Raw genomic sequence first — 18,814 nt, 5'->3', positions numbered from 1 at the left:
TCTTTCCATGGTTTTAGTAGTTTAGGAGAGCGCTAACCTTATTTCTTAGCAACAATAATTTTCTTGCCCTGAATATCAAATTTCACATCCTCTGCAGCCAGTTCCAACATTTGTAATACTTTCGAAACCTTTTCATGTTTCGACATCATACCTCCAAAAAGCCTCTTTTTTAGGCCAGGATCTTCATATACAACCTCTATGTCATACCATCTTGAAACGTCGTTTAGGATATCTTCCAGGGATTCATTCCTAAAAGCGAACTCACCATCTTTCCATGAACTAGCAATTTTAGGATCCGGATGAGCGACCTGGATTTGACTTCCTAAAGTAATGGCCTGTTCACCTGGTTTAAGAATTTCAGTTCTGGCAGACATTAACTTTCCAGAATCAGCAATGAGTTCAACACGCACACTGCCTTCTAGTAAAGTTGTTTTATCCGCAGCCTGATTTTCGTAACTACTGATGTTAAAATGGGTACCAAGTACAGTAACAACTTGTTTCCTGGTGGTAACGATAAATGGAAGTTGTTTATTTTTTGATACTTCAAAGTAGGCCTCACCTGTCAAATTAACCCTTCTTGCTTCTACCCCATTAATTGAAGACTTATTATAAGTTAGACTTGAAGCTGAGTTGAGCCAAACCGTTGAACCATCTGGTAAACGAACTTGATAAGTTCCGCCTTTGGGTGTGGTAATTTTGATTCTTCCTGGGCGCTCATTATTAATAATGGTACCGTCATTGTAACTCAATTTAGTGGCATCAATTACAACACCGGTTTTTGAATCATTTAATTGAATTTTCTTTCCGTTCTCCAGAGTTAACAAAGCTTTATTTCCCCCTGGATTAACATCACTAGAATAACTTGTAGGTAAATTGCTCGGATTCGTAAAGAGAACGGCCCAAAAACTAGCTACTACTGCAACCGCAGCAGCAATGAATAGAATTTTAAATGGCCATCCTATAATTTTATATTTTGTAGGAATAAGATACCCTTTGTTTTTATATTCGATCAAGTCTGCTTCTATCTCAAGAAGATCCTGGTTGGTTATACCTTCATAGTTAATATAAGCTTCAACAAGAGCTAACTCTTCCGGTGTACATTCACCGGCTTGAAAACTGCTTAACAATTGTTCTGGATCTTGTTGTTTCATCTAATAAGTAATTATAACCTCTACACAACATTGTGTTAAGTTGGTATTCGAAAAAAATTAAAAAATTGTTAATTAATTGATTTTCGACATAGATATTCGTTCGGATATAAATCTATAGAAATGGAAATATGCTGGAGAGGTTACTTGATGGAAGTTTAGTCCGTAAAATCTTCAATGAACGCTGTAAGTTAGTTTTCACAGTGTTTTCAGGAATATTCAAGTGCTCAGCTATTTCTTGTCTGTTCATAGAATGTTTCCTGCTGAGTTCAAATACAACCCTCATCTTTTCCGGTAGTGCAGCAATTTCTTTTTCTATCAATGTTGATAGATCGTTATGGCGAACCAGGTGATCGGTATTATTTTGAGGATCGTTAAGATATTTACCAAAATTCTCAATATATTTTTTTGAAACCTTCTGATGTTTAAAATGATTTAATACCCGGTTCTTAACTATCTGAACTAAATAAGCTTCCACAACGCCAGTAATGACCAGTGTTGCCCGCTTTTCCCAAATCGCGGTGAAAGCATCGTGAATTAAGTCTCTTGCAAGTTCTTTATCATCTAAACGCCTATACGCAAATGAAAATAGCAAGATATAATACCGATCTAATATTTCTGCAAATGCATGTTCATCATCCTTACTTAATAGCAAAATAAGTTGATTGTCAGCAAGGCCCTTATATTCAGCTTTTAATCCCATATTCTAACCGAATTAGACGTCCAATTGGTACTGCAATTACTTGATTTTTATTCATGTTTAAACATTTAAATCTCATTCATTCTGTTCTTTTTAAATTGACACTGAACAACTATTCACTACATCTAATTTTAATGACAACAACGCTTAAACACATATACCAAATAAATAAAAACTGCCTCTGTGACATCAAAAATAAAGATACAGCCTCTAATCCTGACGCGTACGAAAAATACCATGAAACGGATTTCGAGTAATTGAATTATTTGAAAAAAAATAAAATTTTTGAATTGTAGGTCTAAAATTCTGATAAGCTATAGAATGAATAAGCCCGTTTTGAACTCTGTTCATTTTAGTTCAGCTATAAATTCTACCTAAACAAGCTATGTTAACCAGCATTTTTTATTAAGCAACGTGATGGCGTAAGCGCTTACACCATCCACTACTGCTGTTACGGCTGTGAGAAAAGCCATTTGAATATTTTTGTTCAGTTAGTGTTTGATGTTATACATTAGTCTGGTCCACGAATAGCAAGTGTAGACTCATCATTAATTTCGTGGTAAGGAAATTGGGTCAGTTTCATATTACTTTAAGTTGGTTACTTGATAATATGAGCCTTTAAGAAAAGGAAGCTGAAAAAAGATTGGGCTTCACTGCTTCTGCGCAAGGTACCACCAGGAACCCCTTAGATTCTACACGAGAATCCAAGTTGACCACAGAAGACTAAAGTGAAGCCCAACCGTAAATATATTTTATATATCGTAAAGATACAATATACCTTAGGTATGGGCAAATCACTCAAGCTCTCGCGGTCATACTGGCGGTTTTTGCGCAAGACTCTTAAGTAAATATATTAATTGATTATTTCGTAATCAATTAGCTTAAAACAAATATAACAAATATTCTTCAATAAGACACATATGTCCTAATATTTTTTTTATTCTATTCTCACCTTAGTTGGGTGATAAAAAACTATAGAGATCAGGAGTATTTAATCAAGGTTGGAAAGCGAATAGTTGAAATTCGAAAAGAAAAAGGAATTACTCAAGAGAAGCTCGCAGAATTATGTGAACTTGAAGTTAGGCAAATTGGCCGAATAGAGAGAGCAGAAACCAATGCAACCATTAGTATAGTCAAAGCAATTGGGACAGCTTTAGATGTTCAAGCATCAGAAATTCTGGATTTTGATTAAGATCTATTCTTTCAAATATCCTTTGTGTTTAAGTTTACCAGCTACCTTTTCACCTATTTGTTTAGCCCACTCCTGACCTGCAAGCATCGACTCCTGAATAACCAGAAGCGTTTTCTCAGCATTTTTTTATCTACAGGGGACTCAAAAAAGCGATAATTCCGAGCAAATCTGCCTCAGTTAAATACTTCTGGTGTATGTGTAATATCAAATTGATAAGTGTTGAAGAACTTGCAAAGTTGAAGAGCCTTTGTTATTTTCACTGAAAATATGGGATAAACATGTAAAACTATAATAGATCAACAAGTAGAAGATGGTTTTATTCATCTTAGCTCGTTCAATCCTGACAAAACAAGGGATAAAGGCTTCACCTAATAACTTGATGATATACAGACAATTGTCAATATAGTAAGAATAATTAACGAACCTTAAACAAAACAAACAATGAAAAAATCAATTTTAACGCTTTTAACAATATCGCTATCAATCTGCGCCTTTGCTCAGGAAAACGATTACTCAGGAGCCATAGGCACGAAAACTGAGTCAGTAACAGAATCAAACAACAATAAGAATTCCCTTTGGTCAAGCGCAACCGCTTGGGCAAATTCTGTCTCAACCGATTATCAAAAAAAGATTTTATCTGAAGACAAGGATAACGGCACGATAATTTTAAAAGTGGAGTCTTATCTTCCGTCAGGAACGGCAGGGATAAATGAATACTCTAAGATCAAAGTGATAATGAACGTTAAAATAGACTGTAGAGATAAAAAATACCGGACAATCTTGTCCAACTTCACATCTGCCATAGGGATAGATAGATCGGTAGAGGTAAATAATTTACCAGCAACACAACTAGAGAGCATGATGAAAGAACTTCAGTGTATTAAAGATCTATCTGTTCGTGATTTTAAAAACGAGGCAGCTTGGAATATTGACAATATACTTTCTGCTAAAAACAAATATTTAGCAAGAGTAAAAGATGATCAGGAAGCAATTAGTTTGCAGGACGTGGGATCAAAATCAGGTGCGAAAGAAGTAAAAAAAAGAACCGCATGGATAGCGGCGAATAATGAGACAATCTCTTTCCTGGATTTTATATTAAAAGGATTTGGAAAAAAAACGGACGAAATAAACGCAAGTCTTAATAAATCAATGAAAATTTCAGACGATTTCTAAGCAACAACTATCATAAAAGGATCTAAGCTATCAGACCTGGTTGCTCCATCTGAAAATGTTTACTACTCTTTAGCGGAACTTACTGGGGCTGGAGGCACCTGCCATTCTCGGTTCATATTAACCTCACTCTATTTCTTGCCGGTGAATTTAATATGAACCGAGAATAGCTTTCTAAAAGGACATCAATTCGTGTCATCCGGGTTCGAACCGTCAACCCAAAAACCTTCAGTCATATCATTGATACATAACCATTAAAATTTTATCTATATATTGTATCAATTAACTTTATTTCTCAATAACGCTTTCATCTCCAATGTTTAAAAGACTAGTAAAAGAGAATGGCATTGTGATATCAATCTTTTCAATTGCGAAGAAAGCGCTTCCTTCGTAATCAACCAAGTATTGTACATAAAAAACCACGTATGCCAAATCAAACCAAATTGGAGCTGTTAAGCTTTGGAGATCTACTATGCACTGACTTTTCCCCCTTAAACATTACGACTACATTGCAGACAAAAACCATTGATAACCTGAAACAAGAAATTTTTATCGAAACACAAAGGATTATTAATGAATTTAAAAATGTAACCTGCAGAAATTATGAGGAATACCATCTGGAACGATACATACAAACACATCAACGTGAGGCCATAAATTTAATGGACAAAACAAGCCAGTATTTACAAGGTTTAGATCAGGGAATAATTGGGCAAAACATTTATGAACAAGCTACTACCCTATATCAATCTATAATATCAGCACTTGAAAACATACTCAACTACATTGAAAAAGAACAATGTAAATATTTTGACCTGAGCGTATGTGTTCCGGATACCTACCGGATAGGATCGGCCGAACTTTTAAAGGCTAATCTTAATATATTGACAGCCAAATTAAAGAGCAAAGCTATTGATCCTGCTTTACAACAGATCATCCTGAATTACATTACTGCCTACTGTAGCAGGCAAAGTTGTAGTTACAAACAATTGATTTATACCAAATTAATCATGAGTTGTTTACTTGAACAACTTTCCATAAACAAAGATATTGACTGGGACAAGAAGATGATGATAGGCTTGATTTACCTCAATTTTAATACCGTCACCTTCATTACTTATTGCAAACGATATATTGCCGTATCGGTATCTGCAGAACCTACATTTACCACACAAACGGCTAAGTTTAGCTGGTATATAAAGGAGATAAAGAAAATACACCTGAAGCCAAATGTTGCTTATAAAATCAGCAGAAAACCTATTTCGGAGTTGTTACTCGATTACATTAACCTGGAACAACTGCACATGCTGGAAGTACAAAATCAGTCTCATGAAAAACAACCTGTAAAGGATTTAACCGAACGGGTGGAAAAAATTGACTTTAAGCTTCCACTTAACCTCAGTGTTGAACAACTGGGGCTTTTTACAGAACTCTTCATGCGGGCTAAAATATTACTTATTGAAAAAGGGAAAATCATGACCACCATGAACTTCTTTTCGCAACATGTAACCACTATTGGAACCGACCAGATCAGCGCACTGAGCTTAAATAAAAGCAGAAGACCCAATGTGCGTACTACCCAATGGATGAAAGAAATGCTCAAAACTATGCACAAAGTGCTGGATGACATAGAAGCCGAATAAAAATATTTTCTTCGTTTTTAGTGCATTTAAAGGGGGGTAAGCTGGGGTTAACTTAACCCCTTACCCCTTATCAGGTGGCAATATTGATTCAATTTGTTACAGGTTACAGACAGGGTGTTAGCTGGCCAGCCACCCGGGAAGAACCTGCAACATACAGGCTTAGTCCTGCATGTAATTAACAGATTCATTCATTTTTTAAAACCTATTATTATGGGAAGATTATCAAGAGGCTACCTGGGCGGATTCCAGGGGCAATTAGGAACAGCATACGGCTGTTTCTGGAGGCTGATGGACTTAATTAAAGCCATGCCAAGAAAAGTAAAAAGACCAGCAACAGAGGCTCAGCTACCTGCAAGGCTGAAAATGGCTTTAATCACTTCATTCCTGGGCAGATTAAGCCATATCATCGACATCGGCTTTAAAAATGTTGCAGGACCTGGGCAGTCGGCAATGAACGCAGCAGTATCGTATAACCTAAATAATGCCGTTACGGGCACATCGCCAAATTATACGATAGACTTTCCTAATCTAATGGTTACTAAAGGAAAGCTGGCGCAGCCTTACCTGATGGAGCTGGCTGTTGATACCCCGGCAGAGATCACTTTTAAATGGAAGGAAACTACATCAGATAGCAATGGTAAGCCTACAGACAAAGCTATCTTTTTTGTCTTTAATCCTACAAAAGGTCAGTCTGTTTCTCTGACTGGTGTTGTTACCAGATCGACGCTGGAATATGCGTTGTCCATACCACTCGATTTTTCCGGCGACACTGTACAATGCTACATGAGCTTTGTAAGCGCAGACGGTAAACTGGTAAGTGACAGCCTCTACATCGGTGGCATTCAGACGCTTTAATTAACCGGTTCCTTTTAGGGGAAGGTGGCGTCTTGATAGACCTCACCTTCCCTGATAAGGGATATCCAAACACAATAAATTAAAGACATTATGAAAACTACATTTTTAACAAAACACGGTCGTTCCGGGCTTATTAAGCTGCTTCCGGATATTCTTTTTTTGGGGTTACTGCTATTGATATGGTTTACAGCACCACAGATAATGCAATTTGAAGACAGTAACACTGGCTATATAGATCCTTCTATCTGGTTGTTGGTACTTCTGGCGCTAATCTGCTTCCTGATATTGTTGCCTTTGTGCTGGTGGCTTTTACAGCGCTTCTGGATGGTTATAGGTTTGCCCACTTTGGGGCTGATGGTTTCACAATTCAAATTATTAAAGTTATGGCAACAGTTAGGATTTTACTTTTCGTGTTTTGCTTTGCTTTTGCTAACTGGCCTGGGCTGCCTGGCGATAGTGTTGTAAGCAATGAGCCCATTGTTGCCATCGCACAATCGCAAATAGGAGTTAAAGAAGCTACAGGTAATAATGATGGCGTTGAGGTGGAGGCTTACCTGGCTGCAACCGGACTAAAAAAAGGCGAGCCCTGGTGTGCAGCCTTTTTAAGCTGGGTGTTTAAACAAGCAGGATATGAACAGCCGGTTACGGGGTGGTCCCCTGCCCTGTTTCCATTGGCCAGACAGGTCAAAGTACCAGCGCCCGGGATTGTATTTGGTATTTACTTTCCTTCCTTAAAAAGAATTGCGCATTGCGGCATTATTGAACAGGTTAAGGGCAATTTCATCTTCGGTATTGAAGGAAACACCAATTTAAGCGGATCAAGAGAAGGTAATGGTGTACACAGGAAGTTAAGACATGTAAAATCTATTTATCGTTATGCTGACTGGATCAGCAACAATTCAAAAAAGAAAGGAGATACACAATGACATATAGTGCAATGATACGGAAAGTAAACAGGATGCGTAAAATAAAGGGGGTTGCTAAGCTGCTGGAACTACGCAAATTAGTGTTAAAAGAAGGTGAACGCCTCTTGAAAGAGCATAATAAGCAACAAAAACGTAAAAATAAAGAGGATGGAGGTATGTCATGTGGTATGATATCAAAAGACCAGTAATAGTTGCTTCGGTAATTTTAATGTTTTGTATCGGGTGTACCTTGTTAAAAAAAAGCACAAAAAACACACAACAAAATAGACAGGAGAGCAACGAACAGACCTACCTGGGGCGTGTAGATTTAAAAACTGCCAACAAAGAGACTAAAATTTACAGCTTTTGGAAAGACAGTTTGTTATACCAGTACCAGCATATCCTTGAAAATACGCAAGAAGCAAAACATACTGAGCTTGGAGGTCATAAAAACCAGGTTTCTAAACAGCAACAAGAATTGAAAAAAACAGAGCCTCCGGATTTATGGATATATGGAACAATTGTAATAGCAGGATTTTTAATTTTCGCCGTTAGATTTTGGCTTAAAAGGACAAAATGAAAAAGGCGTGTGTCATAAACACACGCCATAAAGTTAGGCATTCAAGCCCCCGTCGATGGTGATAGCAGTTCCTGTAATGTATTTCCCCTCCCCGCTTGCTAAAAACGCCACCAGTCCGGCAATGTCTTCCCCGGTACCGTATTCATCTACTGCCATTCTACCGCGCAGTAGGTCGGCAAGTTCAGTGTCATCAGGATTCATATCGGTGTTGATCGGGCCGGGCTGTACCAAGCTCACATTGATCCCCTTTGGTCCCAAATCTCGGGCAAGCCCCCGGGTAAACCCCTGCAATGCCGACTTACTCATGGTATACAATGTAGTTTGCGCACCAAAGGCATTGTCAGCCATATTACTTCCAATAGTAATAATACGCCCACCTATCGGCATATGCGCTACGGCCGCCAGTGCTGCCACATAAACTGCCCGTACGTTCACCGCCATAATCTCATCATAATCGGCAATGGTGTGCTCCTCAAAAGGGCTACCCAGATAAATGCCTGCATTGCTGACCAGGATGTCAATCCTACCAAAATCTGCTACCGTTTTATCCACTGCTGCCTGTAGCTCTGCGGGCTGTGCACTATCAGCGGCAATCGCTACCGCAACACCACCCGTACCAGCAATTTCGGCACTTATTGCTTCAGCCTTTTCAACGGAACGGCCATAAGTAAATACCACCTTTGCGCCTTCTGCGGCTAATCTTTTTACAATAGCAGCACCAATACCACGACTTCCTCCAGTTACTAAAGCCACCTTATTTTCTAACCTTTTCATAATTTATTTTTTTAATACCACTCAAAACTAGCATCATTGCTATAAATTTGTAAGTAAGCAACTAATTGTTAGGTACTAACAAAAAAGTAAGAAATGAGAAAAGAGACCTCCACCAATTCCTTGAACGAAAAGATGATTTTAGACGGCTGTGGAATGGCCAATGCCCTGGCAGTTGTTGGCGGAAGATGGAAGCCCGCCATTCTTTGCAGACTCGTCCACGGCACGATGCGATATGGCGAACTTAAAAAATCCATTGTGGGTATATCCGAGCGAATGCTGGTTGCCCAACTTCGTGAGTTGCAAAAAGACGGCATCATTGAACGGGTAGTGTACCCCGAAGTTCCTCCGCGGGTTGAATATCATCTCACAGATTTCGGGCAAACGATGAAACCAATGTTAAATGCGATGTCTGACTGGGGGAATCGACACAAGAGTTACATCAAACCGACAGAAACAGCAACAGTTTACCTCTGATTCTTTCACTTGATTAAAAGTATGGAATTATTCCAGTATTAAGACTGTAGAGGTTCACTTAAACTGCTTGTCAACATTAGCCTTTACTCTGGCTTTGTCTGTCATCTTAGTTACTTAGTTTTTTGAAGGAGGAGGAAAACCTTGGTATGCTTATTCAGGTTATCTTTCCTTACATGATTTTCTTATCTCACTGGTGGTATATTTTCTTCGTTAACTGAATTCTTCTTACGTTTCCAATAATACTTAATTGCTCCTGATATCCCTCCTACAAAAGACGCCATTTGAAATAAAGGGAATAAAGGATGCTCGAATATATCTAATCGGTAACGTAGAAATGCGAATCCTCCAAGAATAATCAAGATAATTCGTAGGCGTCCATATTATAAATTCAAATTTATCTTTAGCTCCGAAGAACTATAACCCCCAAGATAACAACACCAATATATATCATAATAAATCCACCAACCAACGTTATGTCGTTAATTGGATGAGGTATATTAGTTGTAAATCCCAGTCCTGCGCAAAGCCATCCACCGACCATTAATCCAATACCAATTAGTTTAAACGTATTTCTCATAAGAATCTATTATATCCTCAAATTTATCATTTATGACATATGCCCCTCATTACTTATCGTAAATCATGCAGTAAACATCAGCGATTATCTGCCAATACAAAAAATAAATCCAACTGAAAATCAATAATTTGACTAGCTTAAGATACAAATTAAAAGCAGCATTTTAATAAGTATAACTAACTATTGATAAGTAATTTAAGAGCTGCAACCTAAACAAACATAATTCCATTTTTGACATTTAGATGACTAAATACATTACTGCAAATCAAATCACTAAAGTAATAGAAAGCTATTAGACCCTATCTTCGATCAGCGGAATTAATATTCTTTTTTTCAAGCAAATACTTTCTTTTAGCCTTTAAACTCTCAATTAATCGTATTGCCATAAACTCAAGCATTGCCCCTACTTTTTTCTCTTCCTGGGTAAAGCAATCCAGATATATTTTTTTATCTACCTGGTTTATAAAAATTGGTGGCAAACCTCTTTGTAATAGAATCAGATTCATAAAAATCCGTGCGATCCTCCCATTTCCATCACCAAATGGATGTATAGAATTTAAAAACACAAAATGAAACCTAGTTGCTATAGTTAATGGGTGGCTTTCTATGCTTTTGGAATTCACATTTTTTAAAGCTTCATTTGTTTCTTTTATCAGAGAAGCCATTCCAGAAGCTACCTCCTTCGGCTCTAAATACATATGCTCTTTGCCGTCCGACCGGTAAGTTCTATTTTCAAATATTTTATACTTCCCTGGATCATAATATACGTCATCCCCCCACTGGGCAGGATTTTTCATTAGCTCTTTGTGTAGTTTCTTTATATTAGCTTCGGTGATTTGCTCTGATGTATAATTCTCAAATACAATATCCAGAACCTTCTTGTGATTCAAGATATCCAGATAATCGGAAATTGCAGCATCCTTTGGGCTCACAAAATCTTTTAATATTTGCACCGTTTGTCCGTGAGATATTTTGTTACCTTCAAGATTATTCGACGCATAAGTAAAATCGACTTTTACTTTCTCTAGATATTCTTTATCCCATAGTTCTGGATGCGGCTCAAGCTTAAGAATTTGCTTATGAAGTTTGTTTATTATTTTAAATTGATCTTCTATAGCCATTTAGATAAACTTTACATCATAATCAAAACCTTTGGTCTTAATTTTCTGAAGCCACCTCTTATAAAGATTTTTCCCAATTACTATTTTACCATCCTTGACTGCTAATGTCTCACCAAATATGAAGTTTTTCAGATCCTGACGATATTCCTTTCTAAGATCAGTAATGAAGATTACTTCTTTATTTTCTGGTAATTGAATTAGTGTATTTATTCTTCTGGAAATACGATCTATTGGGTTCATAAAACACTATAAAATAAAATGCAGTTCAAAAATACCGAAATTATGTGTGTATTGCAAAGGAAGCCATTTCTTAGTTTATATACCTAACTTAAAAAATCAGGTTGAACTCGCTTTTCGCACGCACCAGGTAGTCATACTTCTTATGTTCTGAACGTTAGTGGTCTTGATGGGCTCGTGAAGTTCGCCACCAATTTTTTTAGTCAATCTGAGCAGCATCTCCTGGTTCACCAGAAAGCGCTCTGATCCATCCGGAAGCAAATACCGCCCGTTTCCTATAAATCTAACTAGTGATTCAATACCAATCTCCGAGGCGAGCCTGCAGAAAAAATATCCACCGGGTTTAAGCACATCCCACATGGAATGCAGCATGGATTCGAAATGACTGAGGTTTTCTGCAAAGTGTAATACAGCACTACTTATGACTAAATCAAAGGTTTCATTTTTAAAGGGCAGTTGCTCCACAGAAGCTACCTTAAAGTTCTCTTGTGGATCAACTTGGGGAAATCGGGCTGCGAGGCTTCTTAGATGCGTGATGGCATCTGGGCTTTGATCTATGCCAAAAACATTTGCTCCGCTTTTCAATAGATACAGCAGGTTTCTACCTGTCCCGCAACCGGCATCTAAGATCATGTCACAATCGTCGTAAGTGCCTTTAAGTATCTGGTCAAATAAATAAATGTCAATATTTCCAAAAGTGTCCTGAATGTGCTGCTTTTTCATCTCCGGGCAAAGATAGCCACAAGCTACCTTACATTAAAACGTTATTCAATCCGCATATCAATGAATTAATCGTTTTTAAGATTATAGTCAAGAATTTGTCAGGAATTTCTTTTTAAAAATCGATTTCATCGACGGTCCTAGGCAATCTCTCGTACCGGTAATCAGTAACATTACGTATTTCGCTGGAGAAATTGATTCCAATTAATTCAATGTGTTTTTCTTCAATTTCGTAGGGAGTATAGTACTTCTTAAGATGGATTTGCTCCAATGCAGATTCAGCGCTCCCGTCCAACTTCAGTTCTAGAATATATACATAATCTTCAAGATTCAGGATAATGTCTGCCCGTCCTGTTGCCTGAACTTCATCACCCTTGACCTGATTGCTGAATATTGAACGTAATACCATCAGCAGTGGCACGTGATAAGACTTCTCATTCTTTTCAAACAAGAAGTAAGAAACACAACTAAACAAGTGCTCAACATTCCTAATGAACTTTTTAACATCACCTTCTTCTAAACTCTTTTTAATAGAGAATGAGCCTGCTCCAATTATCTTTTTGACTTCTTTCTCCAGGTCTTCCTTGCTGAGCATGACGCCCAGCAATTCGTTTACCTGCATACGTTGCAGAGAATTTTCGCACATGCAGACGTTATCGCTTTTGTCCCTGAGTCGTTTGAGCAGGGAATATTTAAAGTAGAAGGGTTTTGTACTTTTGACGCACAACTTGCAATAGCATGGAACCAATTCTTCAAATTCCAGTCCTTCATACAGGTTATTAATATTGTTGAATGTTGAGCGGATACTGGCCAGATAACCCTTTTTGTCCTCGCCCGAGACGCTGACCGCAATTTCCTTTTCTTCTTCGTCCAACCTGACCAGCGCTGCAGCACCGTAACTTTTGTCTCCCATGACAAGACCACTCCTCCACATCAAATCATCTGAGATTTCCAGATGCCTTCTGACCATGAACTTCGGCAATACGGCTTTCGGCAACAACGTGGAATATTTGAACTTGAAGTTCAGTGGCATTCTCATATTCATGTTGATATATGGTTCCTCTTTTTTCAGCAGGTCAGGTATCAGATAATTGCCTTTATCAAATTCGTAACACAATTCAAACTTGGTCATCAGGGCCATCAGAAAGGCATATTTGCGGTGCGGGTATTTTACAGGATCAAGGATCTGACCAAGGTCTGAGAGGCTGAATCGTCCAAAAGTCCCGGCAACGGTTTTAGAGTTGATGATCGCATAGAATGCTTCAGTCAACCAGGACGGATTAATTACATTGGTTTCATTGAGCTGTGCATCAGCAAAATAAGTGACCACGCCGAGTTCATTGAGCCAGCCGATCAATGTATCACGGTGATTCTCAAATACCCCGTGTTTATCACAAAGTTGTTCATACATATCGTAATGGATATAATCTTTCAGCAGGCTTCCTTTGCGCATGTCCTCAAGTTCTTCTTTCACGGCAAGCCAACTGTTGCTCCAGAGCGTCCGGGCATGCAGTATCCCAGAGATGGTATTTTTAAGTAGTTTCTGTACGTCATCTAGCCCCTCACCTGTTTTGCAGGAAATGCGGGCATATCTACCTTTGAGATTATCGTACTTAGTGTCCAGGAAACGGATATTTTCACGGTCTGAGGGGTGTTCATCTATCTTATTGGTAACTATCATTACTGGGGAGTCACCGCCAAAGACTTTAATCATCTTTAGCCATTTTTCAGTATCTGTTTTTTCCCTGGCATTTAGTAGCAGAATGTATACACTGTTTTGGGTGAGAAACAACTGGTGGGTATGGTGCATGATGTCCTGTCCACCGAAATCCCATATCTTCATGGTGATAGCAAGATCCTGCATACATTCCGCGATATTAATACCATGGGTCTGAGATTGATTAGGGTCAAATTCCTCTCCTTTCAGGTATTTCACAAACGAGGTCTTCCCAGCTGCACCTTCTCCGAGGATGATGACTTTAATTTCGTTGATGGCTCTTGATCCGCCTTCCAGAGATTTCAGATAATCCAGTATTGCGCCGTTGTTCTGCCGCAAAAAGATGCTGGGTACGTTTTCTATTGGATTGTTCTCAATATTATAACCTGAGTAAATGTCCCTTGTGATCTCCATCTCGGATTCGCAGAGCCAAGCTGGAAAAATGCTGATCTGGTTACCAGAGATATCTAGATATTCCAATTGACTAAGATTTTTGATGGCGTTAATGTCTGAAATACCCGTGGAACCTAAGTGAAGTGTTCGCAAGTTGACTAGTGATGATAGGAAATGTAGGTCTCTGAGTTTCGTACCCGAGAGATACAACTTCTGCAACCCGGTACATCTACTTAATGAGGCAGAATCAAGGATCGAGGTATCTCGAAGGCCGAGTTCAGTAAGTGAGCTTAGCTCGACAAGTGGCGAAAGATCCGGAATAAGCAATTTGGTCATGGTCAGCGCTTCCAGTTTCTGCATCTTTGTCAAGGCCCTTAAATCGGATATTTGGTTATAAGAAATCTCCAAAGTTTTCATCATTGTGCAATTTTCCAGTCCAGTCAGATCTACAATATCGTTAATCACAAGATTAAGGGCAACCAACTGATTCAGGTGCCTGACCGGGCTGATATCTGTGAGACCGTTGTGGTATAAGTTCAGAAAACGAAGGCTTTGGAGAATAGAAAGGGGCTGAATATCCTTGATCTTATTGGTAGCAAGTTCCAGTATTTCTAGCTTCTGCAATCCAGCCAATTCTGGAAGTTCAGTAATCCGATTTTCTGACGCTTCCAATGCGTTAAGCATCTTGAGATTTTGGAGTGGGCTCAGGTCATGTATTAAATTTTGACTGATTTTAAGAGCAGTTAATTCGTTTAAATGTGCAAGCGGTTCCAAGTCGGTAATCTGATTGGTATCCAGATTAAGATAATCGAGGTTTGTCAGGTTTTGTAAGACGCTGATGTCGCTCAACTTGTTATCACTCAAGTTAAGTTCTTTCAACTGATCCAGATTTTGAAGCGCTCCGATAGATTCCAGAAAGTTTTTACTGGCAGAAAATTTTTCAAGTCCGGTAAGCTGTTCGAGTTCTTTAGGTAGCACTTCCATTTCCACACCATTGATCACCAGCTCAACGATAATACCCTCCTTTTGTTCAAATCCATTTTTACGGGTATTCTTTATCTCTGTCAATTCAATGTCCAAGGCTATTTCAATTGCAGCCAGTGCAGCCGCTTGTGAGGGTATTAATTCCATATTGGTACTGTTGTGGTTTATCTGGTTTTTATTATCAAATATAAGATTATTATTGTGTTGTTATTTCTGGCTTGCGTCAGTGTTCAATGCAGTTAACCAATGTTTCAGTTTCAGATTTACTGGTTAACATACAAACGTAAGCATCGTGATTATCCATCTGATCTATCTAAAAATCTTCCGACCATATGACCACTTTTTTGGCAATTCTTCACGCTATTACACAAAGAAAATTAGCTCTATCCACAAATTCTTATCATCACAATGAATTGCAGACCCGTTCCGCGGAACACTATCGCATTTCTAAGACTTAAAAGCTAATGAAGTTCGATGAAATTTTTAAATACTCTGTATAAACAGCTACCACTAGTACCTAGAAAAGTGCCTTACGTGATAGCGTTGTGCTACCATAGTACAAACCTTATTACTAATCCGTTCTTTTGTAGATTTAAGTTGCTTAACTATTTCACTTCGCTTATAAAGACACTCTAAACGGCTGATATCTTGAGAAAATGTATTTTCAGTTGTAGCATAAAGTGCCCTAGGGATTATTAGATCCTTATCTCCCTGAATATCTAACCGAGACACGTTTAAGTCCCAGAAAAGTTCTTTAGGGAACATTACCGCTATATTATCTACCGATTTCATCTATACTAAGATATGGATTCAATTTTAGTAAATAAGTAAAAATTAAAAGATATAAATCTACTTATGAATCACGTACATTTCCTATCTAATTCTAGTTACGAACAAATACAGAATACCTTATAACAAAACAATACGTGGATGACATTGAGCTACCGATTCTATTTAAACATGGTATTTCTTGGTATATTTGTTTAGCCCTTAATACAAATTAACGTGAACGAAGAGACTAATCCACCTGTTGATCGCCTTGAGATCCAATTAAAAGAATATCTATATAAAAAAACAAACTATGCTGTCATGTTATCTGCCAGTTGGGGCGCTGGAAAAACGCATTACCTGAGGAATACGTTTTTACCTAAAATAAGTGATACTGGTTATAAAGGCTTAATAATTTCGCTATTCGGCGTGAGTAGTATAGACGACCTGAAAGACAAGATTTTTCTTGCTTTGTATCCAATCCTAGAGAATAAGAAATTAAAAGCTGGAGCTACAGTTGCGAAATTCATCTTAAAATCCGTTGATGTCACCAGAATTTTTGGACAGGGATTAATAGATGCTGCTTATGAAAATTTCGAGGACTTAAACGAAGAAATGTCGGAACAAAAACGAGATTGGCTACAGCTTGATAAATTACTTATCTGTTTTGACGACCTTGAGCGGGCAGATCCAAATCTTCTTAAAGAAAACCAAATCCTGGGATATATAAATTCCCTTGTCGAAGAAAGCAATATAAAAGTAATTATCCTGGCTAATGAAGGGAAGAACATGCCTGCCAGTTTCCAGGAAATCAAAGAAAAGATTATTGGAAATACTATACACTTTCAACAAAACTTCAGCACTACTTTTGAAGCGATGATAAAAGGTTTGCAATTCTCAACGAATGCTTACGTCGAACACCTTCGTGCAAATGAATCATTGATCTTGAATTTTTTAATGAAAGAGAATGGCCAGCACATCAATTATAGGACACTCAGTTATTTTCTTTCAAATTACGGTGCAATATGCCATTATATACAAAAAGGTTTCACAATTAGCGACTTGAATGAGGTAAAACATGAAATTCAATTCAAAGTATTGAGGTTTTGCCTAATGATTTGTGTAGAGCATAAAAAGGGTAAACTAAATTATAACGAAAAGCAAGGACTAGATAATAATGCGGATTATGCCTTAAGGAAATTGTATGAATCAAACAAAAATGCCACACCAAAAAACTATGGTGAACAAATTATGGAAGATTACTTTCCAGATGAAGACTACTTACATTTTAAAAGTTTGTTCAACTATCTTACCGGAGGTGATTATTTTGATGAGAACCAGTTCTTTAACGAGCTATGTGAAATCTATCATGTAAGAACAAATAATATACCGGAGGCTTATAAAACTTACAACGCCCTTTCTGCAGCTAAATATAAGAACCTTTCAGACAATGAATACCTAATTTTAACCCGAAAATTAAGGGATTTTGCATTTGCAGGGCACTATGACTTAGAAATGTATATCTCTCTTTTTTATCTGATAGTTCGGGATGGCAATGTCCTAAATCTTGACCTACAAAAGCTAACAGATCGATTCATTCGTACACTTAAAAAAATGACTTATAGATATACGCATCCCGAAATACTAAGGAGACACAATCATGTCTCTACAGACGGACCGTTTTACATATACTATGAACAACTCTTTAAGGTTATGGAATCGGTTAACAGGAAGGCAGGAGAAATCATAAATCAAAGAAATTCAGAATTTGCTGAACGAGAGTTTAAAAACAATTATGATGCATTCCATGAAAGCATCATGCAACAGATAAAAAATGAAGACGGAAATGTTTCCTTATCAGGAATTAACCCTAGAATGATTTTTAACGTATTCAATAAGGCTGACAATAAAAAGAAGTCGAAAATTATATTGCTTTTTGTAGTTTTATATAGCACATATGACCGAAATTTTGAGCTTGAGGATAGGGATTTTTTGAAAGCTTTGGATGAACTTCTAACAATAAAGCAAAAGCAAGTGAAGTTAAAAAACATTAGTGGTGCATTGTTTCTCGACCTTCAAAACGAAGTAAAAAAGAGAATAGCGATGCGGTTACACACATAAATTTACCGATTGTCATATTCGAATATACAATATAACAACTTATAGACCCACCCAACGTTTATGTCAAAATTAGATGATTTAAAAAGCCATTTAAAGAAAGGAAATATCTACAAGAGGGATGAACTGCAAAAGTGGTCAAGTTCTATTGATAGACATCTTTCTGAGCTCACGGGCGATGGTATTTTGAAAAAGGTTGGCCCGGGATTATACCATTTTCCGAAGAAGAACGCTTTCGGTTTTGAGCCGCCTTCTGATCAGTTGCTGATTAAGAAGTTTTTGGACAACGACAATTTTCTGATTACTTCCTTCAACTCCTTTAATGCATTGGGTGTGGGAACTACACAGCTGTATAATACACAGACCGTATACAACCATCTGCGTAGTGGTGATATTAAACTAGGTAACAAATTATTCACTTTCAAAAAAAAATCAGCCTTTCCAAAGAAACCAAGCAAGGAGTTTCTAATAGTTGATCTGATCAATAACCTGGATTACCTGGCAGAAGATCAACCGAAAATACTTGAAAAGGTCTTTAAAAAAGTGATGAGCTTAGATCAGCATTCACTAGGGCACGCTATTGAGAAATATGGTACACCAAGAACAAGAAAACTATTGGCCACGGCCTATCCCACTACAGGTAGAAATAAGAATACCAATATAGATAAGCTTGAAAACTTTGACACTGGTCCATTAAATTTGCTTTAATTGAGCTGATTGCTATACAAATCTAGGACC

Annotated in this window: 17 protein-coding genes; 9 read left to right on the top strand and 8 right to left on the bottom strand. The window is 37.7% G+C overall.

Annotated elements, in window-relative coordinates:
* Positions 1–38: 38 nt before the first annotated feature.
* Positions 39–1,151, bottom strand: a complete 1,113-nt coding sequence (locus R2Q84_RS24565; protein ID WP_316819259.1) for a FecR family protein — start codon at positions 1,149–1,151, stop codon at positions 39–41.
* Positions 1,152–1,263: 112 nt separating this feature from the next.
* Entirely contained in the window at positions 1,264–1,851 is a 588-nt protein-coding gene (locus tag R2Q84_RS24560; RefSeq protein WP_316819258.1) for an RNA polymerase sigma-70 factor, read from the bottom strand.
* Positions 1,852–2,809: 958 nt separating this feature from the next.
* Between R2Q84_RS24560 and R2Q84_RS24555 the strand changes: the two genes are divergently transcribed.
* The 6 genes from R2Q84_RS24555 to R2Q84_RS24530 all read left to right on the top strand — a co-directional run bounded on the left by R2Q84_RS24555 (position 2,810) and on the right by R2Q84_RS24530 (position 7,822).
* The gene (locus R2Q84_RS24555) at positions 2,810–3,040 is read left to right on the top strand and encodes a helix-turn-helix transcriptional regulator (protein ID WP_316819257.1); all 231 of its coding nucleotides are present in this window, start codon (positions 2,810–2,812) and stop codon (positions 3,038–3,040) included.
* A 441-nt stretch (positions 3,041–3,481) separates the two neighbouring features.
* Complete coding sequence (locus R2Q84_RS24550) at positions 3,482–4,213, top strand: DUF4468 domain-containing protein (protein WP_316819256.1); 732 nt, start codon at positions 3,482–3,484, stop codon at positions 4,211–4,213.
* A gap of 422 nt (positions 4,214–4,635) precedes the next feature.
* Complete coding sequence (locus R2Q84_RS24545) at positions 4,636–5,853, top strand: hypothetical protein (protein WP_316819255.1); 1,218 nt, start codon at positions 4,636–4,638, stop codon at positions 5,851–5,853.
* A 210-nt stretch (positions 5,854–6,063) separates the two neighbouring features.
* The gene (locus R2Q84_RS24540) at positions 6,064–6,708 is read left to right on the top strand and encodes a DUF6266 family protein (RefSeq protein WP_316819254.1); all 645 of its coding nucleotides are present in this window, start codon (positions 6,064–6,066) and stop codon (positions 6,706–6,708) included.
* 383 nt (positions 6,709–7,091) lie between these two features.
* Entirely contained in the window at positions 7,092–7,634 is a 543-nt protein-coding gene (locus R2Q84_RS24535) for a peptidoglycan-binding protein (RefSeq protein WP_316819253.1), read from the top strand.
* An 11-nt stretch (positions 7,635–7,645) separates the two neighbouring features.
* On the top strand, positions 7,646–7,822 hold the full coding sequence (locus R2Q84_RS24530) for a hypothetical protein (RefSeq protein WP_316819252.1): 177 nt from the start codon (positions 7,646–7,648) through the stop codon (positions 7,820–7,822).
* Between the two features lie 404 nt (positions 7,823–8,226).
* Here R2Q84_RS24530 and R2Q84_RS24525 read toward each other — a convergent pair whose 3' ends face one another.
* Entirely contained in the window at positions 8,227–8,967 is a 741-nt protein-coding gene (locus R2Q84_RS24525; protein WP_316819251.1) for an SDR family NAD(P)-dependent oxidoreductase, read from the bottom strand.
* 93 nt (positions 8,968–9,060) lie between these two features.
* On the opposite strand from R2Q84_RS24525, the gene R2Q84_RS24520 reads away from it, so the two are divergent.
* A complete protein-coding gene (locus R2Q84_RS24520; protein WP_316819250.1) occupies positions 9,061–9,441 on the top strand; it encodes a winged helix-turn-helix transcriptional regulator in 381 nt (126 codons plus the stop codon).
* Positions 9,442–10,317: 876 nt separating this feature from the next.
* Here R2Q84_RS24520 and R2Q84_RS24515 read toward each other — a convergent pair.
* The 5 genes from R2Q84_RS24515 to R2Q84_RS25275 form a co-directional block, all read right to left on the bottom strand.
* A complete protein-coding gene (locus R2Q84_RS24515) occupies positions 10,318–11,139 on the bottom strand; it encodes a Fic family protein (RefSeq protein ID WP_316819249.1) in 822 nt (273 codons plus the stop codon).
* Positions 11,140–11,379, bottom strand: coding sequence for a hypothetical protein (locus tag R2Q84_RS24510; RefSeq protein ID WP_316819248.1), 240 nt, complete (start codon positions 11,377–11,379; stop codon positions 11,140–11,142). It abuts the gene before it with no gap.
* A gap of 96 nt (positions 11,380–11,475) precedes the next feature.
* On the bottom strand, positions 11,476–12,099 hold the full coding sequence (locus tag R2Q84_RS24505; protein WP_316819247.1) for a class I SAM-dependent methyltransferase: 624 nt from the start codon (positions 12,097–12,099) through the stop codon (positions 11,476–11,478).
* 112 nt (positions 12,100–12,211) lie between these two features.
* Complete coding sequence (locus R2Q84_RS24500) at positions 12,212–15,337, bottom strand: COR domain-containing protein (RefSeq protein WP_316819246.1); 3,126 nt, start codon at positions 15,335–15,337, stop codon at positions 12,212–12,214.
* Positions 15,338–15,700: 363 nt separating this feature from the next.
* Positions 15,701–15,955, bottom strand: a complete 255-nt coding sequence (locus R2Q84_RS25275; protein WP_410478438.1) for a DUF6922 domain-containing protein — start codon at positions 15,953–15,955, stop codon at positions 15,701–15,703.
* A 240-nt stretch (positions 15,956–16,195) separates the two neighbouring features.
* On the opposite strand from R2Q84_RS25275, the gene R2Q84_RS24495 reads away from it, so the two are divergent.
* Positions 16,196–18,079 (top strand): P-loop NTPase fold protein, encoded by a 1,884-nt coding sequence (locus tag R2Q84_RS24495; RefSeq protein ID WP_316819245.1) that lies wholly within the window; start codon positions 16,196–16,198, stop codon positions 18,077–18,079.
* Between the two features lie 60 nt (positions 18,080–18,139).
* Complete coding sequence (locus R2Q84_RS24490; protein WP_316819244.1) at positions 18,140–18,784, top strand: hypothetical protein; 645 nt, start codon at positions 18,140–18,142, stop codon at positions 18,782–18,784.
* Positions 18,785–18,814 lie beyond the last annotated feature (30 nt).

Source organism: Pedobacter nyackensis, from assembly GCF_032678475.1.
In the GTDB taxonomy this organism is placed as follows: Bacteria; Bacteroidota; Bacteroidia; order Sphingobacteriales; family Sphingobacteriaceae; genus Pedobacter; species Pedobacter nyackensis_A.
This window is presented reverse-complemented; position numbering and strand designations above follow the sequence as displayed.